Origin of the sequence: Moellerella wisconsensis ATCC 35017, assembly GCF_001294465.1 — a bacterium.
In the GTDB taxonomy this organism is placed as follows: domain Bacteria; phylum Pseudomonadota; class Gammaproteobacteria; order Enterobacterales; family Enterobacteriaceae; genus Moellerella; species Moellerella wisconsensis.
Genome location: NZ_LGAA01000010.1, coordinates 105,177 through 130,504, shown reverse-complemented (window position 1 = coordinate 130,504; position 25,328 = coordinate 105,177). Strand labels below are relative to the sequence as shown.

The 25,328-nt window shown below is 42.4% G+C and carries 21 protein-coding genes; 7 read left to right on the top strand and 14 right to left on the bottom strand.

What is annotated here, in order from left to right:
• The first annotated feature begins 143 nt into the window (after positions 1-143).
• The 3 genes from xseB (at position 144) to dxs (ending at position 3,371) form a co-directional block, all read left to right on the top strand.
• Entirely contained in the window at positions 144-419 is a 276-nt protein-coding gene (gene xseB / locus M992_RS05425; protein WP_047256444.1) for an exodeoxyribonuclease VII small subunit, read from the top strand.
• A 3-nt stretch (positions 420-422) separates the two neighbouring features.
• Positions 423-1,340, top strand: coding sequence for a (2E,6E)-farnesyl diphosphate synthase (ispA, locus tag M992_RS05420; protein ID WP_053907662.1), 918 nt, complete (start codon positions 423-425; stop codon positions 1,338-1,340).
• A 165-nt stretch (positions 1,341-1,505) separates the two neighbouring features.
• Positions 1,506-3,371 (top strand): 1-deoxy-D-xylulose-5-phosphate synthase, encoded by a 1,866-nt coding sequence (dxs, locus tag M992_RS05415; protein WP_053907661.1) that lies wholly within the window; start codon positions 1,506-1,508, stop codon positions 3,369-3,371.
• Between the two features lie 874 nt (positions 3,372-4,245).
• Here the strand turns inward: dxs and pgpA are convergent.
• The 11 genes from pgpA to queA form a co-directional block, all read right to left on the bottom strand.
• Complete coding sequence (gene pgpA, locus M992_RS05410; protein WP_053907660.1) at positions 4,246-4,746, bottom strand: phosphatidylglycerophosphatase A; 501 nt, start codon at positions 4,744-4,746, stop codon at positions 4,246-4,248.
• Positions 4,739-5,743 (bottom strand): thiamine-phosphate kinase, encoded by a 1,005-nt coding sequence (gene thiL / locus M992_RS05405; protein ID WP_053907659.1) that lies wholly within the window; start codon positions 5,741-5,743, stop codon positions 4,739-4,741. Before thiL ends, pgpA begins: the two co-directional genes overlap by 8 nt.
• A gap of 101 nt (positions 5,744-5,844) precedes the next feature.
• Positions 5,845-6,261: a transcription antitermination factor NusB gene (gene nusB, locus M992_RS05400; RefSeq protein WP_047256449.1), complete on the bottom strand. Its 417-nt coding sequence runs from the start codon at positions 6,259-6,261 to the stop codon at positions 5,845-5,847.
• A gap of 26 nt (positions 6,262-6,287) precedes the next feature.
• On the bottom strand, positions 6,288-6,758 hold the full coding sequence (gene ribH, locus M992_RS05395; protein ID WP_047256450.1) for a 6,7-dimethyl-8-ribityllumazine synthase: 471 nt from the start codon (positions 6,756-6,758) through the stop codon (positions 6,288-6,290).
• Positions 6,759-6,882: 124 nt separating this feature from the next.
• Positions 6,883-8,031 (bottom strand): bifunctional diaminohydroxyphosphoribosylaminopyrimidine deaminase/5-amino-6-(5-phosphoribosylamino)uracil reductase RibD, encoded by a 1,149-nt coding sequence (gene ribD / locus M992_RS05390; RefSeq protein WP_174721763.1) that lies wholly within the window; start codon positions 8,029-8,031, stop codon positions 6,883-6,885.
• Positions 8,032-8,034: 3 nt separating this feature from the next.
• Complete coding sequence (nrdR, locus tag M992_RS05385) at positions 8,035-8,484, bottom strand: transcriptional regulator NrdR (protein WP_047256452.1); 450 nt, start codon at positions 8,482-8,484, stop codon at positions 8,035-8,037.
• A 294-nt stretch (positions 8,485-8,778) separates the two neighbouring features.
• Positions 8,779-9,747, bottom strand: coding sequence for a protein translocase subunit SecF (secF, locus tag M992_RS05380; RefSeq protein ID WP_053907658.1), 969 nt, complete (start codon positions 9,745-9,747; stop codon positions 8,779-8,781).
• 10 nt (positions 9,748-9,757) lie between these two features.
• The gene (gene secD, locus M992_RS05375; protein WP_072057353.1) at positions 9,758-11,605 is read right to left on the bottom strand and encodes a protein translocase subunit SecD; all 1,848 of its coding nucleotides are present in this window, start codon (positions 11,603-11,605) and stop codon (positions 9,758-9,760) included.
• Between the two features lie 28 nt (positions 11,606-11,633).
• Positions 11,634-11,966: a preprotein translocase subunit YajC gene (gene yajC / locus M992_RS05370; protein ID WP_047256455.1), complete on the bottom strand. Its 333-nt coding sequence runs from the start codon at positions 11,964-11,966 to the stop codon at positions 11,634-11,636.
• Between the two features lie 94 nt (positions 11,967-12,060).
• Positions 12,061-13,188 (bottom strand): tRNA guanosine(34) transglycosylase Tgt, encoded by a 1,128-nt coding sequence (tgt, locus tag M992_RS05365; RefSeq protein WP_047256456.1) that lies wholly within the window; start codon positions 13,186-13,188, stop codon positions 12,061-12,063.
• Positions 13,189-13,291: 103 nt separating this feature from the next.
• Positions 13,292-14,377 (bottom strand): tRNA preQ1(34) S-adenosylmethionine ribosyltransferase-isomerase QueA, encoded by a 1,086-nt coding sequence (gene queA, locus M992_RS05360; protein WP_047256457.1) that lies wholly within the window; start codon positions 14,375-14,377, stop codon positions 13,292-13,294.
• Between the two features lie 259 nt (positions 14,378-14,636).
• On the opposite strand from queA, the gene M992_RS05355 reads away from it, so the two are divergent.
• The gene (locus M992_RS05355) at positions 14,637-15,239 is read left to right on the top strand and encodes an acyl carrier protein phosphodiesterase (RefSeq protein WP_053907657.1); all 603 of its coding nucleotides are present in this window, start codon (positions 14,637-14,639) and stop codon (positions 15,237-15,239) included.
• 189 nt (positions 15,240-15,428) lie between these two features.
• The gene (locus M992_RS05350; RefSeq protein WP_047256459.1) at positions 15,429-16,031 is read left to right on the top strand and encodes a peroxiredoxin C; all 603 of its coding nucleotides are present in this window, start codon (positions 15,429-15,431) and stop codon (positions 16,029-16,031) included.
• A gap of 295 nt (positions 16,032-16,326) precedes the next feature.
• Here the strand turns inward: M992_RS05350 and brnQ are convergent, their stop codons facing one another.
• The 3 genes from brnQ to phoB all read right to left on the bottom strand — a co-directional run bounded on the left by brnQ (position 16,327) and on the right by phoB (position 20,065).
• The gene (gene brnQ, locus M992_RS05345; RefSeq protein WP_053907656.1) at positions 16,327-17,655 is read right to left on the bottom strand and encodes a branched-chain amino acid transport system II carrier protein; all 1,329 of its coding nucleotides are present in this window, start codon (positions 17,653-17,655) and stop codon (positions 16,327-16,329) included.
• 390 nt (positions 17,656-18,045) lie between these two features.
• Positions 18,046-19,353, bottom strand: a complete 1,308-nt coding sequence (gene phoR, locus M992_RS05340) for a phosphate regulon sensor histidine kinase PhoR (protein WP_053907655.1) — start codon at positions 19,351-19,353, stop codon at positions 18,046-18,048.
• Positions 19,354-19,375: 22 nt separating this feature from the next.
• Positions 19,376-20,065, bottom strand: coding sequence for a phosphate regulon transcriptional regulator PhoB (gene phoB / locus M992_RS05335; protein WP_053907654.1), 690 nt, complete (start codon positions 20,063-20,065; stop codon positions 19,376-19,378).
• A gap of 244 nt (positions 20,066-20,309) precedes the next feature.
• Between phoB and sbcD the strand changes: the two genes are divergently transcribed.
• Positions 20,310-21,542 (top strand): exonuclease subunit SbcD, encoded by a 1,233-nt coding sequence (gene sbcD / locus M992_RS05330; RefSeq protein WP_053907653.1) that lies wholly within the window; start codon positions 20,310-20,312, stop codon positions 21,540-21,542.
• Positions 21,539-25,225, top strand: a complete 3,687-nt coding sequence (locus tag M992_RS05325) for an AAA family ATPase (RefSeq protein ID WP_053907652.1) — start codon at positions 21,539-21,541, stop codon at positions 25,223-25,225. Before sbcD ends, M992_RS05325 begins: the two co-directional genes overlap by 4 nt.
• The last annotated feature ends 103 nt before the right edge of the window (positions 25,226-25,328 follow it).

Sequence of the window (25,328 nt, the reverse complement as noted above, 5' to 3'; positions counted from 1 at the left end):
TCCGAGTGTCAATAAGGTGGCGGATTATAACATCATCTTGTGGAATGCGCCTAAAAACACGAAGAATAAATTGTATCCTTTGTTATACTAGGATAGTCTCCAATTCATATAGACTGACCCGACTTTTATAAAAAGCAAATATTATGGCTAAAGAAAAATCTCAGCGCGTTCCTTCTGTCAGCTTCGAAAACTCACTGCAAGAACTGGAACAAATCGTCGCAAAATTAGAATCTGGTGAACTTCCTCTCGAAGACGCATTAAATGAATTTGAACGTGGAATTCAGATTGCCAAACAAGGGCAAAAAGTTTTGCAGCAAGCCGAGCAGCGTGTCCAAATCCTGCTGCGTGATGATGAAAACGATCAGGAAACGCCTGCTCACGCTCAATCACTTACAGATTTTTCTCCTGATACCGAATAAATTATGCCTGAACAAACGCATTTATCATTTATCCAATTACAGCAACAGGCTCAAATTCGTGTGGATAGCTTTTTGTTATCCGTACTGAAATCACAGCCTTTTGCCGGATCCCCCTTAGCTAATACGATGCAACACGGGGCATTGCTGGGTGGCAAACGCCTACGCCCTTTCTTGACTTATGCCGTTGGCGGTATGTTAGGTGTCAGCGAAAATAATTTAGATGCCCCAGCCGCCGCGGTAGAATCTATTCACGCCTATTCATTAATTCATGATGATCTTCCGGCGATGGATAATGACGATTTACGCAGAGGCCAACCGACGTGCCATATAAAATTTGGCGAAGCCAATGCTATTTTGGCCGGAGATGCTTTGCAGACCTTAGCTTTTCAAATTTTATCGACATCATCGATGCCCGATGTGGCAGATAAAGACCGCATTGCCATGATAGCTGAACTTGCGATTGCCAGTGGTTTAACCGGAATGTGTGGTGGGCAAGCGCTTGATCTCGAAGCTGAAGGTAAAAATATTGATTTACCGTCTTTAGAGCGAATTCATCAGCATAAAACGGGCGCATTAATTAAAGCAGCTATCCGACTTGGGGCCTATGCCGCTGGCGATAAAGGCCGGAAAATCATGCCGGCTTTGGATAAATATGCCGAAGCCATTGGCTTAGCATTTCAAGTACAAGATGACATTCTTGATGTTATCGGTGAGACCGAGGTGACAGGCAAGCGTCAAGGCGCTGACCTCCAGCTAGATAAAAGTACCTATCCCTCACTATTAGGATTAAAGCAAGCACAGCAAAAAGCCCTCGAGCTATACGCTGATGCGCTTAATGCTTTAGAAACTATAGCCCAACAAGGTTATAATATCGAAACATTAAAAGCCCTAGCCAATTTCGTTATTGAGCGTAAAAACTAATCTGAACAGTCGATCGATTATTCGAAGAGACACGATCAGTTCCAGTTAACGCAATCAGTTTACGCTTTTGATTAACAAGCGACATGGCTAAGTAAACTTAAACGCAGCCTCTTTCTGAGGCAGCGATTTTCCGAATTAACAATAAAAAATGTAGTGGGCATCATAATGAGTATTGATATTGCCAAGTACCCAACCTTAGCGCTGGCAGCAACTCCAGAAGAGTTGCGCATGCTGCCAAAAGAAAGCCTGCCTAAACTATGTGATGAGTTAAGGCAATTTTTGCTTAACAGCGTCAGCCGTTCTAGTGGACATTTTGCTTCCGGGCTTGGCACAATCGAACTGACTGTGGCTCTGCACTACGTTTATAAAACGCCCTTTGATAATCTTATCTGGGATGTGGGTCATCAGGCGTACCCCCATAAAATTCTGACTGGGCGCCGTGATCGAATCGATACTATTCGACAAAAGAATGGATTACACCCTTTCCCATGGCGCGCAGAAAGTGAATATGATGTGCTGAGTGTAGGCCATTCTTCAACGTCTATCAGTGCTGGCTTAGGGATGGCGGTGGCTGCGCAGCGGGAAGATCACGGACGTAAAACCGTATGTGTAATTGGCGACGGTGCAATAACTGCGGGTATGGCCTTTGAAGCAATGAATCACGCTGGTGATATCGCGCCGGATATGCTGGTCGTCCTGAATGATAATGAGATGTCGATTTCTGAAAATGTCGGTGCGTTAAATAATCACTTAGCTCATTTATTATCAGGAAAATTATATACCACGCTTAGAGAAGGCGGAAAAAAAGTCTTCTCTAATCTGCCGCCAATTAAAGAACTACTGAAAAAAACCGAAGAGCATATCAAAGGCATGGTTGTGCCGGGCACCATGTTCGAAGAATTAGGCTTCAATTATATTGGCCCGGTCGATGGCCATGATGTATTAGCGTTAGTTCAAACGCTACGCAATATGCGTGATCTAAAAGGCCCGCAATTTCTACACATTATGACCAAAAAAGGTCGTGGTTATGAGCCCGCAGAGAAAGACCCCATTAGTTGGCATGCGGTGCCTAAATTTGATCCATCGACCTTTACGCTGCCAAAAAGTAAGGATACTCGCCCGACATTCTCTAAAATATTTGGCGACTGGCTATGTGAAGAAGCAGCAACTGATGAAAAATTAATGGCAGTGACTCCCGCCATGCGCGAAGGCTCTGGCATGGTTCGATTCTCCAAAGAATATCCAGACCAATATTTTGATGTCGCGATTGCAGAGCAACATGCCGTCACATTTGCCGCGGGATTAGCCGTAGGTGGCTACAAACCTATTGTCGCAATTTATTCCACATTTTTACAACGTGCTTACGATCAAGTGATCCACGATGTAGCTATTCAAAAATTACCGGTGTTATTTGCTATCGACCGCGCGGGGATAGTCGGTGCTGACGGTCAAACACATCAAGGCGCATTTGACCTTTCGTTCTTACGCTGTATTCCTGATCTAATCATTATGGCACCAAGCGATGAAAACGAATGCCGCCAAATGCTACATACGGGCTATCAATATGATCAAGGGCCTGTCGCCGTACGTTATCCTCGAGGTGCAGGAACAGGCGCGCAATTAACGCCTTTATCGCCATTACCGATAGGTAAAGCTATTGTTCGTCGCCAAGGTGAAAAAATTGCTATTTTGAACTTCGGCACGTTATTATCAGAAGCCTTAATAGCTGCTGAGTCACTGAATGCTACCGTAGTAGACATGCGCTTTATCAAGCCTCTCGATGAAGCGATGATCCTCGAACTCGCCGCATCGCATGAAATTCTGGTAACTCTGGAAGAAAATGCCATTATGGGCGGCGCAGGCAGTGGCGTAAATGAACTATTAATGCGCGAAAAAATTCTTATTCCGCTGCTGAACCTTGGATTACCAGACTTTTTCATTCCACAAGGTAACCAAACAGAAATACAAGCGGATTTAGGCTTAGATAGCGCGGGTATAGAGAACTCAATTAAACACTATCTGGCTAAATAAGTTTATTAAATTTCAAAACAGCACGGCGATTGATTAATACCGTGCTGTTTAATCTGATTAATTAAATCTTTCACTAATTTATTCAGCTTAAATAACTAATATTGATTATCTCTATTACGATTCACCGATTTTTATCAGTCTGCATTAGCTATTAATCTACTTTAACTAACCACTCTCGACTATCCTATCTAGAATAACCAAGCCGATTATAATGATTTTCAAATGCAACCTAAGAGTAAATGAGCCTTAAATGTTATCATTATGTTATAAATTGGTATTATTTAATTAATGCCCTTCGATAAGTAACGCTGTCCTCTTTATCTTTCCTTATTTAACTTAGTTTGTCTGCCAGTGAGTGGTCAAAGATACCGACTAGAGATAGGTTAACTACAACAAAGATAAAGAAATCCTAGAGTGATAAACTACCTGGTGATATTCTCATGGAATAGGTCATCAATCCTTCAGCCTCAATAAAAACTTCGCTAAATAATAGGATTAGAGATAAATAATAAAATTAAGCCATAAAATATATACCAGCATATTGCAATTATAAAAAATAAAGCTCAATATAATTACATCATATTATTTATTATCCTCAGTAATTCTTTTTAATTTATATTATATAGTTAAAATCACTTATTTTAACTATATTACAATAACCTACGCCTCTATTTAAGCTGCCTTTGGGCAGCTTTCTTTTATTGTATTTATATTAATTACCGCTCGTCTACATTATCACCAACAAACTACTTTTATTTACGGCTATAACGCAAAATGGGCTATCTGCCGCAGCAAATAGCCCATATTTAAACATCAAAATTCACTTGTATTAATTAGTGATAATCAAATTATCATATGCCGTATCAGCAGTATTCTAATTAGCAGAGAATGGCATGAGATTATAAAACGCCAATAACCACACGGTAACATATGCAAAAATTGCCGCGATCACATCGTCGATCATAATACCAAAACCACCACTGACACGCCTATCAAACCAACGGATTGGCCATGGCTTCCACATATCAAAAATGCGGAAAATAAAGAAGCCGGTTAATATCCATTCCCAACTTACTGTAGGGATAGCCATTAAAGTTATCCACATGCCGATAAATTCATCCCACACAATACTGCCGTGATCGTGAACTTTCATATCATCTGAGGTACGCTGGCAAATCAAACAGCCAATAAAAAAACCAGCCACAATAATTACCCAGCAACTCCATATTGGCATCCGGGCCATCAGTAACCAAAATGGAATAGCCACTAATGAGCCCATGGTTCCAGGTACAATAGGTGACAATCCGCTGCCAAATCCGGTCGCCAGTAAATGCCATGGATTACGCATTTTTAGTCGATCTGTTGCTTCACTCATGTGTACCTTCCAAATTAAAATGATCAAATCCCTGTAAGGAAACAGATATTTCCTGTTCGCCTTTAAAATAGCGAACACCTTCCGATTCAGGACGAATTTGACCGATACAAGTAAAGCCGGAGCCAGTATGCGCTAAAGCCATTTCCAATGCACCGCGATTAATCTCAGGAACAGTAAAGCACAGTTCATAATCTTCCCCACCGCTTAATGACCAAATATGAGCTTGTTCTTCGGTGCAAGATTGATCTAAATAACATTGGGTTAATGCAGATGATAACGGCAATTTGTCGAGATTAATCCGTGCACCTGTACCACTTATTTTTAAAATATGGGCTAAATCAGAAATTAAACCGTCTGAAATATCAATCGCGGATGACGCCAAATTACGTAAAGCTTGGCCTTGTAAAACGCGAGGCTGAGGGCGTAAATGACGCTGAACTAACCACTCGCGTTGTGAAAGATCATCAACTTGTAAACGTTGCTGTAATATTGCTAAGCCGGCAGCACTATCGCCCAATGTACCAGTAACATAAATCCAATCACCAATACGTGCACCAGATCGCGTTAATGCTTTACCCGTAGGTACTAGTCCATGAATAGTATAGGTTAAACTCATCGGTCCGCGAGTTGTATCTCCACCTATTAGTTGAATTCCATAATAATTTAATTGCTCAAATAATGAGTCGCTAAATTGAGATAACCATGCAGTATCAACAGAGGGAAGGGTTAATGCTAAAGAGACCCAAGCCGGATCAGCACCCATAGCAGCAAGATCGCTAATATTTACCGCTAAAGATTTATATGCCAGATCGGCAGGCGAGATATCCGACAAAAAATGAATACCGGAGACCAAGGTGTCTGTACTCACAGCCAGTTGCTGTTTTTCAGGGATAGTCATTAACGCACAGTCATCACCAATACCAATATTAACATCATGGCGGTTAATTGTCTGGCGGTTAAAGTAACGTGCGATGAGGTCAAATTCGCCATATGACATTATGTATCATCCCAAATTTGTAATGCTGATGTATATAAGGCCGGTCAGCCGGCCTTATTATGCATTACTACCGTTTTGTCAGGGGGAACCCCGGTAAACAATTATTTCTTTTTACGTACGGCCGGAGCAGCTTTATCTAACACACCGTTGACAAACTTATGGCTGTCTTCAGCGCCAAATACTTTAGCCAGTTCGATACCTTCGTTGATTGCAACTTTAAAAGGCACATCTTGACGATAGCTCAGTTCATACATAGAAATACGCAGAATGGCTTTTTCAACTTGACCCAACTCTTCTAACTGACGAGACAAATATGGATTCATCAATTGGTCAAGTTTGGCTGCGTTGGTAGCAACACCCGACAGCAGTTCACGAAAATATGCCACATCGACACCAGACATGTCCTGTTCAGATAAAAATTCTAATTCCACATCTGCGATATTATTACCGGATAACTGCCATGAATAAATGGCCTGAACAGCACATTCACGGGCGCGACGACGAGCAGCAGGTTTCACAAGATCCCCCTTAAATAAGAACTAAATCAGCTTTTTAAAGCTTTAATTACATTAATCATTTCAAGTGCAGTCAGCGCAGCTTCGGCGCCTTTATTACCTGCCTTTGTTCCTGCTCGTTCAATAGCCTGTTCTATATTTTCAGTGGTCAAAACACCGAAAGTCACCGGAATATTACTATTCAATGCAACATGAGAAAGACCTGAACTGCATTCACCGGCAACGTACTCGAAATGGGCTGTGCCACCACGGATAACTGTACCCAATGCAACCACTGCATCATATTTGTTGGTTTCTACCAGTACTTTTACTGCCAGTGGTAATTCATAGGCACCGGGTACCCAAACCACAGTGATATTGTCTGAAGGAACTTGGCCAATGCGATCTAACGCATCAATAGCACCTTCCAGCAGGCTGTCATTAATGAAGTTGTTAAAACGAGCGATAACAATTGCTATACGAGCTTCAGGAGCAGCAACAACACCTTTGATTACGTTCATAGCCTTCCTTAAAATATCAATTTAGATCCGCGGGGCGCGGATTTTATCACATTCTTTCATTTACTGCGTCTTTCAATTTTAGCAAAGAGGCAAAAAAGTTATATTTGGTGCTATTTATCGCCAGTTACCAAAGTGGGCGTAATCGTAAACGCACATCGTCACCGACTTTAGTGACCTCGGTAAATTCAAATTTTGGCGCATCACTAAGATGAGCTAATTCGGGTAAGTTAATCAACCCGCGGGCCGTATCGCCTAAAAGTTTTGGTGCAATATACAGGATAAGTTCATCGACTAAGCCCAATTTAAGTAAAGATCCCGCCAGTTTGGGGCCACTTTCAACCCAGATACTATTGATATTGCGCTTAGCTAACTGCATCATCAAAATGACTAAGTCGATGCCTTCTGCATGCTCAGGGATCGCCAGTTGCTCTACATCACCAGCAAATTCTGTCGCCTGTGGCTGAGGACGCACTAACCAGCATGCTCCGTCGAGTTGAGTCACTTGATGTTGTGAAGTCACTCGATTATGACGGTCTAAAATAATTCGGGTAGGTTGACGTACAGACGCTTGCGGATAAATAGCTTGAATATCCGTTGATAACTGTTCCCAACGTACTGTCAATGCAGGATCGTCGGCTAAAACAGTGCTACTAGTAGTTAAAATAGCGCTAGCTTGAGCACGGAAATTCTGTACATCTTGACGCGCCGCTGGCGAAGTTATCCATTTACTTTCACCGGAGGCCAATGCAGTTTTACCGTCTAATGAGGCGGCTAATTTTAATTGAATATATGGGAATGCTGTACGCATTCGCTTAAAGAAACCCCGATTAATCGCTTCGGCTTCCGCCATCAATACGCCACTTTCAACCTCAATACCTGCCTGTTGCAGCATAAATAACCCCCGTCCCGCCACTTGCGGATTAGGATCTTGCATCGCCGCAACGACTCGGCTAACACCGGCTTTAATTAATGCTTCTGCACAAGGCGGTGTACGGCCATGGTGGCTACAAGGCTCTAACGTAACGTAAGCAGTTGCACCTTTAGCACGTTCACCTGCCATTTTTAAGGCATGAACCTCGGCGTGTGGCTCACCTGCTTTTTGATGATACCCTGTACCAACGACTTGATTATCAAGGACAATAACACAGCCGACATTGGGATTGGGAGAAGTAGTAAATCGGCCTAATTGAGCTAACTCGATAGCTTGTGCCATATATTGGGCATCTTGCTGTTGCAGCGTTTGCGGTATGGATTTTTGCGTTGATTGTTGCATAATTTAGTCCTGTAGCCGCGCAATCTCTTCGCCAAACTCACGAATATCTTCAAAACTACGATAAACAGATGCAAAACGGATATAGGCGACTTTATCCAACTTTTTCAGTTCATCCATCACCAAATTGCCGATCATTTTCGAGGCAACTTCACGTTCACCGGTCGCTCGCAGTTGCGACTTAATCACATTGATAGCCATTTCAACATCATCAGAGCTTACGGGACGTTTTTCTAGCGCTTTTAGTAAACCTCGACGCAGTTTTTCTTCGTCAAAAGGCTCACGAATATCGTCACTTTTAATCACTCGAGGCATAACAAGTTCGGCGACTTCAAAAGTGGTAAAACGCTCGTGGCATTCCAAGCATTGTCGACGCCTGCGAACCTGAGATCCGTCGGCAACCAGGCGGGAGTCGATCACTTTGGTATCTACGGCAGCGCAAAATGGGCAATGCATAGCAGTTCCTGATTCAGATTACGGGAGAATAGTGTACCTCAGACTGCCATGAAAAACACCCTGACAGTGAATACTGTCAGGGTGTTTTATCGGCAGACTATTAGCCGGAGAGCACAAGATTAGCGAAAAGTGATGAGTTTTTTAACTAACTCAATAAAATAACTCTGTTAATTATTGCGTCTGAAAAATATTTCACTGTCATTATCACTTTCACCCTTTGCCGTCGTTATCTTATTTTTTATCGTAACTTCGCAGCTACATTTATGTAGCTATATTTGCGAAGCTACGCGCAAATTAAGGTAACAGGGAATCTTGATCTGCACCTTCTTTTTCGACTTTAGTTTGGATCAGATGTTCACGTTTCATGCCCATTTTCAGTGCTAATGCAGAAGCCACATAAATAGAGGAGACAGTCCCGATGGTCACACCAATCAACATAACTAAAGAGAAGCCTTCTAACATCGCACCACCGAAGATGTACAGCATCAGAACCACCAATAAGGTCGTTGCTGAAGTCATAATCGTACGGCTTAATGTTTGCGTTAGTGAGACGTTCATAATCTCATAAGGCGTTCCGCGGCGGATTTTACGGAAGTTTTCACGAATACGGTCAGAAACCACGATACTGTCATTCAGTGAATACCCGATAACCGACATCAAAGACGCCACAATAGTCATATCAATTTCAATTTTGAATAGTGATAAAATACCTAAAGTAATTATCACGTCATGGGCAAGCGCTATAACCGCACCTGCAGCCAAACGCCATTCAAAACGACACCCGACATAAATCAAAATACAGATTAATGCCGCAACAAGCGCTAAAGCCCCCGTTTGTGCCAATTCAGCACCCACACTCGGCCCAACAAACTCGATGCGTTTTACTGTCGCCTTATCATCCACATTATTGTTGATAATGGTAATAATCTCTTTACCCACTTCTTGACCCGCAACGCCTTCAATCGGCGGTAAACGGATCATGATGTCACGGCTACTGCCGAAATTCTGGATAAGCGGATCTCGATGATCTGAATTAGATAAGCTATCGCGGATCTTATCCAAATCAGCTGGCTGGCTGAGGCTAATCTCAATGACGGTTCCGCCAGTGAAATCTAATCCCCAGTTAAAGCCTTTAACCCCAATAACCACAATCGAAGCGATCAACAATATGATAGAAATCGTAAAGGCAACGTTGTCCCAGCGCATAAAGTCATAGACTTTACGGCCATGGTTTAATTGTTCAACAGTATAATCCTGTGCCACAACGTGCTCCTTAAATTGACAGCTTCTTAATACGTTTACCACCATACAGCAGGTTCACGATAGCGCGTGTTCCTATGATTGCAGTAAACATTGAGGTGGCGACACCAATTGCTGTCGTAATCGCAAAGCCTTTAATCGACCCAGTCCCCACAGCATACAAAATAATTGCGGTGATTAAGGTAGTTAAGTTTGCATCGATAATACTTGAGAAAGCGCCTTTATACCCTTCATGAATTGCTTGCTGGACAGATCGCCCATTCCGCAACTCTTCTTTGATACGCTCATTTATCAGTACGTTAGCATCAACAGCAACGGCCAGTGTCAGCACGATCCCGGCAATACCCGGCATGGTGAGTGTCGCCCCCGGTAATAGAGACATTATCCCGACAATCATCACTAAGTTTGCAAGCAATGCTGTACTAGCAATCAGACCAAATTTACGATAGTAAATCATCATAAATAGAATCGATGCTATCAGACCAGCCAGACATGCTTTCAGACCTTGTTCAATATTCTGTAAGCCCAGTGTCGGACCAATCGTCCGTTCTTCAACAATTTGGATAGGTGCAATCAATGCCCCGGCACGCAATAGTAAAGATAATTGACGTGCTTCTGCTGGGTTTGAAATACCGGTAATCCGGAATTTACTCCCAAAGCGTGCAGAAATACGAGCTACGTTGATCACTTTCTCATCTTTAACCAGAATCGAGCGACCCGCTGCATCTTTTTTACCGCTGTCTTTATATTCGACAAATAGCGCTGCCATCAATTTATCCTGATTATCACGAGTGAAATCAGACATGATGGTACCGCCCGAGCTGTCCAAGCCAATACTGACCTGTGGTGCGCCCATTTCGTCATTTTCTGAGGTTGAATCAGTAATATGGTCGCCGGTGAGGATAACGCGTTTAAACAACACGACAGGCTCATCTTCACGGGTATATTTCACTTCAGAGTCACCTGGAATACGACCAGATGCAGCCGCAGAACTATCTACGCCACTGTTAACTAAACGAAACTCTAAAGTTGCAGTTGCGCCCAAAATTTCTTTTGCTCGTGCCGTATCTTGAATCCCCGGTAATTCAACCACGATGCGATCCGCACCTTGACGTTGAACTAATGGTTCTGCAACGCCTAACTGGTTTACACGGTTACGCAGGATATTGATATTCTGAGAAACAGCATAATTACGCGCTTCACGTAAGCGCTCATCAGTCATAATGGCTGTCATGGTATTACCACTGCCATTAGTGAGCACTAAATCAGGATAGCGACGGGTCAGATAACTCTCCGCTTTAGAGCGGTCATCTGTATTACGGAATCGAACTTCGACGCCATAATCATTAATTTTACGAATAGAAGAATATGGAATACCTTGATCACGCAAGTCACTGCGTAAGCCATCCATATTTTGTTCCTGCAATTTACTTAATGCAGTATCCATATCAACTTCCATCAGGAAGTGGACACCACCACGCAGATCAAGCCCCAATTTCATCGGCTCGGCCCCTAAAGTCTCTAACCAACTTGGGGTTGCAGGCGCTAAGTTTAATGCGACAACGTATTGATCACCCAGTGCTTCCATTAAGGATTCACGGGCATGCAATTGAATATCAGGGTTATTAAAACGCGCTAAAATAGCCCCATTCTCCAGAGCAATAGATTTGCTCTGTATATTCTCTTTATCTAATATTTTACGGACTTGGACCAGCGTTTGTTCATTGGCGGCGGTTCCCCGCACGCCAGTGATCTGAACAGCCGGATCCTCACCATACAGGTTGGGAAGTGCATATAGCAGACCGATGAGGATCGCAGCGATCAGCATCAGATACTTCCACAAAGGATAACGGTTTAGCACGGCTAGTTCCCTTCGGGAAAATCAGAAATTAAATAGCTTTCATTGTGCCTTTAGGCAATACAGCAGCAACGAAATCACGTTTGATAGTTACTTCAGTCGTTTCGTTCAGCGCGATAACCACATAACCGGTATCAGAAACTTTACTTACACGACCAATCAGACCACCAGTTGTCAGGACTTCATCGCCTTTAGCAATAGAATCCATCAATTTTTTATGGTCTTTAGCACGTTTTTGTTGTGGACGCAGGATCATAAAATAAAAGATCAATGCAAATACAACTAACATGATAACTAAAGAATAAGGGCTACCCTGACCTGGCGCGCCAGCTGATGCCGCTGCTTCAGAAATAAAAAAACTCATTCAACTTTCCTCATTGTTATTGAACGCAATTTAAAACACTAAGTGCCAACAAGCCCGATATGCTACACAGATTAAGACAAATTGGCACTCAAATTCATTCGCCTTTTATCGGCGGTACAGGTTTACCAATCCGTTGGTAGAAATCTTGTACAAATTGATCGAAATTACCCGCTTCAATCGCCGAGCGAATTCCCGACATTAAGCGTTGATAGTAACGCAGATTATGAATGGTATTTAATCTCGCGCCAAGGATTTCGTTACAACGGTCAAGATGATGCAAATAGGCACGGCTATAATGACGACAAGTATAGCAATCGCACTCGTCATCCAACGTTGCAGTGTCCGATTTATATTTAGCATTACGAATTTTAACCACGCCAGTAGTAACAAATAAATGCCCGTTACGTGCATTGCGTGTTGGCATAACGCAGTCAAACATGTCTATCCCACGGCGTACGCCTTCCACTAGATCTTCAGGTTTACCCACCCCCATTAAATAACGAGGTTTATCCTGTGGAATTTGAGGGCAAACATGTTCCAAAATACGGTGCATGTCTTCTTTAGGTTCACCGACCGCTAAGCCGCCTACAGCGTAACCATCAAAACCGATTTCAACCAGACCTTTGACTGAAATATCACGTAAATCTTCGTAAATTCCGCCCTGAATAATACCGAATAATGAATTTTTATTCTTCAGTTCATCAAAGCGTTGACGGCTACGAGCCGCCCAGCGTAATGACATTTCCATTGAATTCTTCGCATAATCCCAATCAGCGGGATATGGCGTACATTCATCAAAAATCATGACAATGTCAGAACCGAGGTCATACTGAATTTCCATCGATTTTTCTGGGCTAAGAAAAATTTTCTCACCATTAATCGGATTGCGGAAATGTACACCTTCTTCTTTTATCTTGCGGGTTGCCCCTAAGCTAAAGACCTGAAAGCCGCCGGAATCGGTCAGGATAGGACCTTGCCATTGCATGAAATCGTGCAGATCGCCATGTAACTTCATGATCTCCTGACCTGGACGTAACCAAAGATGGAAAGTATTGCCCAGTAGAATCTCTGCGCCTGTCTCTTTGACTTCCTCTGGCGTCATGCCTTTTACTGTGCCGTAGGTTCCTACCGGCATAAATGCGGGAGTCTCAACCGTTCCGCGTTCAAAAATCAAGCGACCACGACGAGCATTGCCGTCTGTAGTCTGTAATTCATATTTCAAGTTTGCCTCCAGGCACCAGAAAAACAGTCTGATGCTATGCTAAAAAATATCAGCCACCTGCGAAGCAGAAGCTGATAAGAGTTTGCTAGTTATACATGACCGTTTATTCGCTCACGTCCAATTGCCCAACCTGTTCGGCTGGCGCTTGTAAATTACGCGTAATAAACATGGCATCGCCATAACTAAAGAAACGGTATTGTTGTTCAACCGCTTCGCGATAAGCCCGCATAGTATTTTGATATCCTGCGAAAGCAGAAACCAGCATAATCAAAGTTGATTCAGGTAGATGAAAATTAGTAATTAATGCATCGACGACCTGATAGTTATATCCTGGATATATAAAGATTTGTGTATCATCGAAAAACGGCGCAATTAACTGTTCTTTACTGGCCTGAGCCGCGCTTTCTAGCGATCGAACCGAGGTTGTCCCTACAGCAACAACGCGATTTCCTCGCGCTTTACACGCTAACACGGCATCCACTACATCCTGAGAGATCTCTGCATATTCAGAATGCATAATGTGGTCTTCGATGGTATCAACTCGCACAGGCTGAAACGTCCCCGCCCCAACATGTAGAGTCACAAACGCCATTTCAATGCCTTTTTCTCGCAGTGCTGCAAGTAAGGGTTCATCAAAATGTAGCCCTGCTGTTGGCGCAGCGACTGCGCCAGGACGTTGGCTATAAACGGTTTGATACAGCTCTTTATCCGCTTCTTCATCTGGGCGATCAATATAAGGCGGCAGTGGCATATGTCCGATCTGATTAAGGATAGTCAAAATATCACGGCTATCATCAAAGCGGAGCTCAAACAATGCCCCATGCCTTGCCAGCATTGTGGCTTTCACGCTTTCATCGTCACCCAGTAACAGCTCAGCGCCTTCTTTTGGTGCTTTCGATGCTCTGACATGCGCCAGAACACGGTTATCATCCAGCATACGTTCAACCAGTACTTCAATTTTACCGCCTGATGCCTTACGGCCAAATAACCGTGCAGGAATAACGCGAGTGTTATTGAATACCAAGAGATCGCCAGGTTCCAGTTTCTCAAGAACATCAGTAAAAATACCGTGCGTGAGTTGTCCTGTGGTGCCATCCAAGCTCAGCAAGCGACAAGCACTGCGTTGGGATTGTGGATAGTGAGCAATCAGCCCTTCAGGTAGTTCAAAAGTAAAATCTGAGACACGCATTGTATTGACATCATTCTGAAAAAATAGGCGTACTAGTCTAGTGCTGAGCAACAAAAGGCGCAAGAAATAAGCGTGCTTTAGGATAAAAAAGGCTGAATATCGAACAAATAAGTCAAAAATAGTGATAGTCGTCGATGAAAAAAAGCCTCTATCTTCGATTAAATAGCTGGCGCTTGAATAAACTAAACAATGATCAATGTATTACGATACTAAATATCACTGACTGTAACTTACGTGATAAGCAGTATATACTAAGCCAATGAATTTTCTTGCGCATCTCCATCTCGCCCACCTTGCCGAAAGCTCGCTATTAGGCAATATTATGGCTGACTTTGTCCGGGGCGATCCTACGGAGCTTTTCAGCGCCGACATCGTGAGCGGGATCCGTATGCATCGCAGAATCGATGTTGAAACGGATAAACATCCGCTAGTTGTTGGAGCAAAAAGGTTTTTTCGTCCTGCCTATCGGCGAGTTGCTCCGATTACGTTGGATTTAATCTGGGATCACTTTTTGTCATTACACTGGTCAAAGATCGAACCCGAATTGCCATTGACCGAGTTTGTACGTCAAGCACGCCAGCAAATTGAACCTCAATTATCTGTTACCCCAGAAAGATTTCAGTCGTTAAATGAACATTTATGGCCACAAAATTGGCTAATACGCTATGCGGAGCCTGAATATATCGGTGCATCCCTTAGAGGCATGGCACGTAGACGCCCAAAACTAAGCGATTTAGCCGGTTCATATGATGATTTTAGCGCTGAATATGCACAGTTTGAGCAGATCTTTTGGCAGTTTTACCCACAAATGATGCAAAAAGCGATAAAAAAACAATTTATCTCTGAGCATATCAAACCATAAACATAAGAATTTACTGCTTGAACTTTAGCAAAATAACCTTATCTTATTGGAGTAACACGTCAGAACGCCAATCATTGATAGACAAAATCTATCTTATTAATCGGTATTTTGACCTTTAATCTGGATAATAAATTCCTTATTATCCCTAAGTATTAAAAAAACTTTAATTCACACTCACAGGAGTAAATTATGGTTCTGGTAACACGTCAAGCCCCTGATTTTACCGCCGCTGCCGTTATGGGCAATGGCGAAATCGTCAATGATTTCAACCTGAAAGCACACCTGAACGGCCGCCCAGCAGTTATTTTCTTCTGGCCAATGGACTTCACTTTTGTTTGTCCTTCAGAGCTGATCGCTTTTGATCACCGTTATAAAGATTTCCAAGCTCGTGGCTTTGAAGTTATCGGTGTTTCAATGGACTCAGAGTTCGTACATAACGCATGGCGTAAAACCCCTATCGACAACGGTGGTATTGGTGAAGTTCAATATCCTATGGTTGCTGATGTTAAACACGAAATCATTAAAGCATACGGTATCGAACACCCAGAAGCAGGTGTTGCTCTGCGTGGTTCATTCCTGATCGACAAAAATGGTGTTGTTCGTCACCAAGTAGTTAACGACCTCCCATTAGGCCGTAACATCGATGAAATGCTGCGTATGGTTGATGCTCTGCAGTTCCATGAAGAGCACGGCGAAGTGTGTCCTGCACAGTGGGCTAAAGGCCAAGAAGGCATGAATGCATCTCCAGATGGCGTTGCAAAATATCTGAAACAGAACTCAAGCAAACTATAATCGACTAGATTAACGAGTACTGTCTCATAAGCCAGCGTAATTGCTGGCTTTTTTATACTTATTTTTGGCGATATATCTGTTTGATGCTTTATTTCTCCCCCCCCCCCTTTTTCATTCCACTCTTGATTAATCAAGCTATGCAGTTACTGAGGATTAATCAAATTAACAGTAAATATAAGCCATAAAAAAAACCTTAGCCCAAATGAGCTAAGGTTTTAAATTTGATAGATAATCTCATCTTTTTGCCGAAAAACCCTGAGTGTTTACTCTACATTGAGCGGCTTGATTGATTTAACTATGCTTGTTTGTGCTTATGATTTGCAGAAGCAAATAATAAATCATAAATAATTGCAGCCACCAGAACGATAGCAGTAGGCAATAGCCACGCTAAATCCTGATCATATAAAGGCATTTTAGTCATCCACAGCGGGATCCAATCCTTTAAATGATCTGACGCTTTTGCCGCACCGATTAAGCCGAAAATTACACTGGCTAACATGGTTGGAGAAACCACCGCTGGCGCATTCTTCCACCATTTCAATGTGAAGCTAAGCAAAATCAATACGATACATGGAGGATAAATAGCCACCAGCACCGGTAAAGAGAAAGCTATCAGTTTGCTTAGCCCTAAATTGGAAACTAACATTGAGAAGACCCCCAAAATTAATACCAATTTTCGATATGATATTGAAATATAACGGCTAAAGAACTCAGCACACGCACAAGTCAGGCCTACTGCAGTGACCATACAAGCAACAAAAATCAGTACCGCAAGGAAAAAGCTGCCGTAATTACCAAAGGTATACTGTACGTAGGCATGTAAAATATCCGCGCCATCAGCCGCTTCAGGGATCAACGTGCCACTATTTTCGCCCAGTTTAAACAGTGATAAATAAACGAGTGTTAACAGAACGCCAGCAATCAATCCAGCCCACATGGTATAACGAGTCAATAATGATGAATTCTCTACCCCACGCGAGCGAGCGGCATTCACAATGACGATACCAAACACCATCGCGCCCAAAGTATCCATGGTCAAATAGCCATTAATAAAGCCATTTGAGAATGCCATATCATGATAACCATTCATGGCTGGCATCGGATCGCCTGCCGGCCACATGACCGCAGCAATCCCCAATACAGCCAGAGCTAACATTTTGACTGGCGCTAAAATGTGCCCAACGCTATCGAGTAAACGGCCAGGATAAAGCGAAATACCAATGACCAAAACGAAATATACTGCGCTATAAATCAGCAAAGAAATATCAGATTCACCGCCAACTAAAGGGGCAATACCCACTTTGTAAGATACCGTTGCGGTACGTGGGGTAGCAAACAGCGGGCCGACAGATAAATACGCAATAACAGCCAGCAATAAGCCCGCAGTTTTACCAATCGGCGAACTTAGGGCCTCAACCCCACCGCCGACTTTAGCTAATGCCACCACTGTTAATACCGGTAATCCAACCCCGGTAATTAGAAAGCCAATTGCGGCAGTCCAAACTTGATCACCTGCCTGCAAACCAACCATTGGTGGAAAAATAATGTTCCCTGCACCGACAAACAGCGCAAAGGTCATGAACCCTAGGGCTAAAATATCTCTTGATGTTAAACGATGAGCCATAATTTTGTTAAATTTTTGTTTGAATTAAAGGAAGATGAGAGCTGTTAGCTCTTAACCTATTGAAAATTAACTGGCGACACTGAGTGCTATTTTAAAATATCCTTAACAGAATAATATACAGCGATATTAAATCTTATGAGTCAAAAATATTAAAAAACAGGAAAAATCGCCAACAACTGGCGACAAGTAAAACTTTTATAGGGCAAAAAGGCAAGCCAAATAGTACAGACAAGAATAAAATACCAAACTATTTTTCCAAACCAGTGATTACTATTAATAATCAAAGAATATGCACTATATGATGTGTATAAAAAACAAACAAGTATCGATATTACGAGTAAAAATTAAAAAATAAAACGCTCTATAGCGAAAGAATCGAAACAAATATAATCACTTAGGTGACTTTCTCTCAATAACAATCAACGCTGGTGGCAAAACAAAACTAAATTCACTGCCTTTACCAAGCATACTATTGATGAATAATTGGCTGTTATGATGCTGTAATGCATGTTTAACAATCGCTAGACCAAGCCCTGTACCTCCGCCACTTTGGCGAGAGCGCGCTTTATCCACCCGATAAAAACGTTCCGTCAGCCGTGGTAAGTGCTCGACAGAAATTCCCGGCCCATTATCCACCACCGAAAACGTAGCCCCTTGTCGCGTCTGCTGCCAGCTCACGTTGATTAAAGTACCGTCTGGAGTATGGTTAATCGCATTATAAACGAGATTAGCCATTGCGCTGCGTAGCTGTTCTTGATTGCCATACACCAACAGATTTTCATCGATATTAAAAGTAATCTGTTGTTTTCCTTGACTAAGGCTATGGGCTTCCTGCGCTAAAATGTTGAGAATTGACGGAATATTGACTTGTTCATTTAAGTTAATTTGTGGTGCAACTTCAATACGAGAGAGTTGGAGAAGCTGCTTGACCAAATTATCCATTCGGAACGCTTGCTCTTGCATTAATGTCAGTACTTTTTTATTGATTGGAGAAACATCGGGCTGATCATCCATCACTTCTAAATACCCTTGAATCACCGTCAATGGGGTGCGTAACTCATGGCTAACATTGGCAAAAAAGTCACGCCGTGCTTTTTCTAGTCGACGTTTCTCGGTGATATCTCTGGCGACCATTAACAACTGATCATCGGTATAAGGTAAAATACGAAATTCCACAACCGAGCCATTATTCAGCTCTAGCGTCAGGGCTTGAGTATAGTTTTTAGCACTAAAATAGCGATTAAAATCAGGATAACGCAATAAATTAATAATATGTTGCCCGCTATCTTCTGGCCAACGAAACCCGAGTAAATGCTGAGCATGGCGATTACACCAAAAAATAATGCCTTCTTCGGTCAGCATCACTATCGCATCAGGCAAAGATTCAGCACCGCTACGAAAGCGCTTAATTAATTGGCCTAATTCGCGACGACGTTTACGATTACGCCGCTGTAACTGATTAATTCCATAGAATATTGGCTCCCAGCCCCCTTTACCTTCTGGCGCTATCATGCTGCGATCAAGCCATAACCAATAAGAGAGTTTGAGTAAATTATAGCTGTGCCATATTAAGGCGGCTAACAGTGATATCACCAATAGCCATGCTAAGTGACCAACAAAAATAGCTAAAATAAAGGCGGGTAAACAAAATAAAATTAGCCCCCAAACCAGTTGTTTCCATGATAAACGCTCGAGCACGTAAGCTCTCCCTATGGATTAATCAGTAACGAACAGAAAAACGATAGCCAGTACCACGTACAGTTTGCACCATTTTTTCATGCCCCCCAATTTCTAAGGCTTTACGTAAGCGACGAATATGTACATCAACGGTTCTATCCTCCACATAGACATTCGCCCCCCACACATAATTAAGCAGTTGCTCGCGGCTATACACTCTTTCAGGATGGGTCATAAAAAAATGCAGTAATTTATATTCTGTCGGCCCCATGTCAATCGGGATATCGTTGCTAGTAACACGGTGGGAAGTCGGATCGAGAGCTAATCCATTCATATCAATAACATCTTCAGCCGCCATTGGAGAAATACGGCGTAAAATAGCTTTAACTCGCGCAATTAATTCTTTCGGTGAAAAAGGTTTAGTCAAATAATCATCGGCGCCGACTTCTAATCCCTTTACTCTATCTTCTTCTTCGCCTCTAGCAGTGAGCATCATAACTGGAATATCCCGCATCTCACTGTCTCGTTTCATATATTTAATCACTTGGATACCCGAGCCACCGGGGATCATCCAATCCAACAAAACTAAATCAGGATATGGATCGACCAACTGCCCTAATGCTGAATCATAATCATCGGCTTCGATAGGCTGAAAACCATTTTGTTCTAATACAAAACAAACCATTTCTCGGATGGGCGCTTCATCTTCAACAACCAGAATACGTCTTGCCATGGGTGATCCTGTGAATAAGGTTAGATTATTTGCGATTTTGCCGATTATGCGTCACTTTTATGACAGAATTATGAATTTACACTCTCGATTCTGACATACTTTCGTTAATTTAGATCTTTTCGCGCTTACCGTTGATATATTGCTGCGATTATTACTATCATTTTGTTGGTTTTTTTATTTCAACGTTCACAATAGCCACAATAACTTAAAAATACCGTGTTATCTCTCTTTTAGGCGGATCATTATGCGTATAATTCACACATCGGACTGGCATTTGGGGCAATATTTTTTCACCAAAACCCGTGCTCCTGAACATCAATATTTTTTACATTGGCTGATAGAGCAAGTTAAACATTATCAAGTTGATGCTGTGATTGTCGCCGGTGATATTTTCGATACCGGTTCACCACCGAGCTATGCACGCGAAATTTATAATCGTTTTATTGTTGAATTGCATAAAACAGGCTGCCAATTAGTTATTCTTGGGGGAAATCACGATTCGGTAGCGATGCTAAATGAATCTAAACAACTGCTTTCATATTTAAATATCCATGTTATCGCCAACGCTAATAATCAATCGATTGAACAATCAGTAATTGTATTAAACGATAGCCAAGGAAAACCGGGCGCGTTGCTGTGTGCAATCCCTTTTTTACGCCCTCGCGATATGATAAAAAGCCTGGCTGGGCAAAACAGCAGTGAAAAACAACAATCACTACTTGAGGCAATCACCGAGTATTATCATCAAAGTTATCAATATGCTGAGCAATTACGCCACCAGCTCGGCAAAGCTTTGCCGATTATTGCGACCGGGCATTTAACCGCAGTCGGTGCCAGCACCAGTGATTCGGTTCGGGATATTTATATTGGCAGTTTAGAGGCTTTCCCCGCCGATGCTTTTCCTCCCGCGGATTACATTGCTTTGGGGCATATCCATCGTCCACAAGTGATTGGTGGGCAAGCCCATATTCGCTATAGTGGCTCACCTATTCCGCTAAGTTTCGATGAAAATGGTCAAGATAAAACACTGTGTTTAATCGAGTTTACACAGGATAAATTAACCACTATCGAATGCCTCAGTATCCCCCAGTTTCAGCCGATGGCAACCCTTAAAGGTACACTTAACGATATTCAGCAGCAATTAAGCCCATATCAAAATTATCACGCTGAACGTCCGGTATGGCTGGACATTGAAGTTGCCTCGCAAGATTATTTAGCCGATATACAACAGCGAGTTGAACAAATGACCGCCGGATTACCGGTTGAAGTGATTTTATTACGTCGTGCTCGTCGCCAGAATCAAACGCTCAGTGCCACTGCCAATAATGAGACCTTGAATGAACTAACTGTCGAAGAAGTTTTTCTGCGACGCTTAGCCGATGCCGAGCTGGAAGACCCTCAATATCAACAGCGACTGACATTATTATTTCGCCAATCCTACGAAGCATTTCAGTCTACTGGGGAGGATCAAGCGTGAAAATTTTAAGCCTACGATTGAAAAATATTAATTCACTCAAAGGTGAATGGAAAATTGATTTCACTCAGGAGCCATTCGCTAGCCAGGGATTATTTGCAATAACAGGCCCAACAGGCGCAGGGAAGACCTCGTTGCTGGATGCCATTTGCCTCGCGCTTTATCACCAAACACCGCGCTTAGGAACGATTTCACAGAGTCAAAATGAGCTGATGACTCGCCATACCGGAGAATGTTTAGCTGAAGTTGAATTTGAAGTTAAAGGTATCGGTTACCGAGCTTTTTGGAGCCAACGTCGAGCAGGCGGCAAAGCCGGCGGAAAATTACAAGCGCCGAAAGGTGAACTAGCATACATAGCCGATGGAAAAATCTTGGCGGAAAAAGTTAAAGATAAATTAGAATTAGTTACTCAGTTAACTGGTTTAGATTTTGGTCGTTTTACTAAATCTATCTTGCTATCACAAGGGGAATTTGCCGCCTTCTTAAATGCCTCAGAAAAAGATCGGGCAGATTTACTGGAAGAAATTACGGGTACCGAAATTTATAGCCAGCTATCTAAATATATTTTCCAACAACATAAACTCGTCCGCAATTCGCTCGAGTTACTCAAGGCACAAGCCGGTAATATTGATGTGCTAACCCCAGAGCAACATCAATCTTTGCTTAATCAGCAGCAATTACTGACAGAGCAAGAACAACAGTTATCTCAACAGCGGCAGCAACTGCAACTCGCAGAACAGTGGCATCTTAAACAACAGCAATTGCTTGAACAGCAAAAGGTTCAACAAGTCCAAAAAATCGCGGCAGAAAAAGCCGTCACTGATGCCGCCCCCCAGTTGCAGATTTTAGCCAACAGCGAGCCAGCAGAAAAACTGCGCCCATTATGGAATGAGCTCCAGCGCAGTGAAAAAACTCTGGAGCAGCAGGCACAAAAACAACAACAAACCCAACAGCAACTCATCGCAGAGCAGGCTCGTTATCAACCACTTGAGCAGCAGAAAAAACAACTAGAAACTCAATTAAAACAGCATATAACGCAAACTTACCAACAAAACGAACTCATAGAAACTCAAATTCGTCCTCTGGATATAGATATCGATCACCTGCGTAAGCAATTATCGGGCGCAGAGCAACAGACCACCGATATTCAGCAACAACAGCAACAAAAAGCCACTCAACTAGCAAAAGTGGATACACAGTTAGCCCAAGATATTCAGCAGCAACAACAATTAGCCGGTGAACTGCAACACAACCAGCAGTGTACAGCTATCGCACCTAAACTTAGCGGCTGGCGACAAAATATTGCTTTATTATCAGGGTTATATCAACAACATGCCACACAGCAACAGCAGGCTGAAAAATTACAAATTGAGCAGCAAGAAATCCAGAAAACCCAGCAGACGCTGAGTAATAGCCTGCATTATGCCGAGCAAGAAAAACAACAAGCACAGCAACAATATCACCTTAGTCAGCAAGCCATCGCTCAATGGCAGCAACAGCATAATACTGATCAGCTAAAGCAGCATATAGAGCAACTGCAGCAGCGATTACACACGCTTAATCTGCTGCCCTATTTATTACAACAGCACAACGATAATCAGCAGTCGCTATCGTTAGCTGAACAGCAAATTATTGATTTATCAACATCGTTAAATCAATTAGCGCAGCAAAAAGTGACCTGTGAGAATAATATTGCGTTACGCCAGCCTCATCTAGATGATTTAACAGCAAAATTAGCACTCGAAAAGCAAATCGTCAGCTTAGAACAGCAACGCCAATTATTAATCGCAGGCGCGCCTTGTCCCTTGTGCGGCTCGCAAGATCACCCTGCCGTTGAAGCTTATCAACAACTGTCATCTAGCCAGACTGAACAACAATTAGCTCAATTAAATCAACAATTAGAACAAGATAAACAGCAACTCATCACGATCAATAGTCATATTGCGCTGGATAATGAACGTCTCGTCGAGCAACAAAAACAGCGTGAGAACTTAATTAAGCAGCAAAAAATCGTCGCACAGCAATGGCAAACAACCAGTGAGAAAGCCACAGAAACAGTATTACCTTATAGTTTAGAGGCCATTGAGCAGCGGCAACACAGCCTAAGCACACAATTAACTGAGAATACCCAATGGCTAGCCGAATTAGATATTTTAATTGAAAATCATAAGCATGCAGAAAAAATACTGACAACAAAACAAGAATACTATCAACAACAATCAGCAGCATTACAATTAGCTAATGAGCGTAATCTCCATAGCGTGCAGACCATAGCAGCCCTTGAGCAGCAACGGTATGCACTACATCAGCAACAACAAGATATCGAAGCCGAACTAAATAATCAGTTAGCTGAATATCAACTGTGTTTACCTGCCATAGAAGAACGACAATCTTGGCTGCAACAATTAGAGCAGCGTTGTCACCTATTTGAGCAACAGCAGCAACGTCTACAACAGCTTGCCCAGTCGATTGAATTGCAAAAAACTCAGCGCCAGTCATTGTATGAACAACAGATAACGCTAAGCCAACAACTTGATAAAATTCAACAACAAGTTGCTGAACATCGCCAATTAATTAATACCAAACACGCGTTGCGCGTTGCGCTATTTGGTCAGCAGCTAATATCGCAAGTACAAACTCAAGCACAGCAAAAACAGCAACAGCTAGAGCGTACACTGCAAGAAATAGATGCGGAGTTATTACTGGCTGAGCGGAAAATTTCCTCGCTACAAGGTCAAGCCAACGAGATTGAAACTGCACATAAAGAAGCTACCGCCGCTCAAGTAAAAGCACAAAACGACTTTGAACTAGCATTAAAGCATTGCCCATTTGCGACTCGTCAAGATTTTCTATCTGCGCTAATTACCGAAGAAGAAAGCCTGCGATTACAGCAATTAAAACAACAACTACAGCACGCATTATGGCACGCAGATAATCGTAGCCAGAGCATAGAACAATCGCTCAAAGAGCATGAGAATAATCAACCCGATCCCGCAAAACGAAACGCTATCGAAGCACTAAAAACACAGATTGAACAATATGATCTGGAAATTAGAAATATTACGCTACAGCAAGGGCAAATTCTCAGCCAATTAGCCACAGATAAGCAATTGCGCCAACAACAGCATGCGCTATTACAGCAAATAGAAAAGCAACAGCAACAATATGATGATTGGAGCTATCTAAATGAATTAATTGGCTCTGCCGAGGGTGATAAATTCCGCCGCTATGCTCAGGGATTAACCTTAGATCATCTCGTTAGTTTGGCTAATCTGCGCTTAAATAAGCTACATGGGCGCTATTTATTACAACGTAATAATTCAGGAACCTTAGAATTACAAGTGATCGACAGTTGGCAAGCAGACAGTGTGCGCGATATTAAAACTCTCTCAGGCGGCGAAAGCTTCCTAGTCAGTTTATCTCTGGCACTGGCATTATCCGATTTAGTCAGCCACAAAACACAGCTTGAATCTCTGTTTCTGGACGAAGGCTTTGGTACTTTAGATCCTGAAACCTTAGATATCGCGCTTGATGCACTCGATCATTTGAATGCCAGTGGTAAAACTATCGGAGTAATCAGCCATGTTGAAGCAATGAAAGAACGAATTCCACTGCAAATCGAGGTAAAAAAAATTAATGGACTGGGCTATAGTGAGTTACCAGGGAAATATAAAATATCAAAATAATTCAATGAATTATATTTGTTATCTTAACTTTATAACTGATTTTTTGGCCTAATTCTGCGATTAACACGTAAAAATTTGAACCTAAAGGTTAAAAATTTTTTCT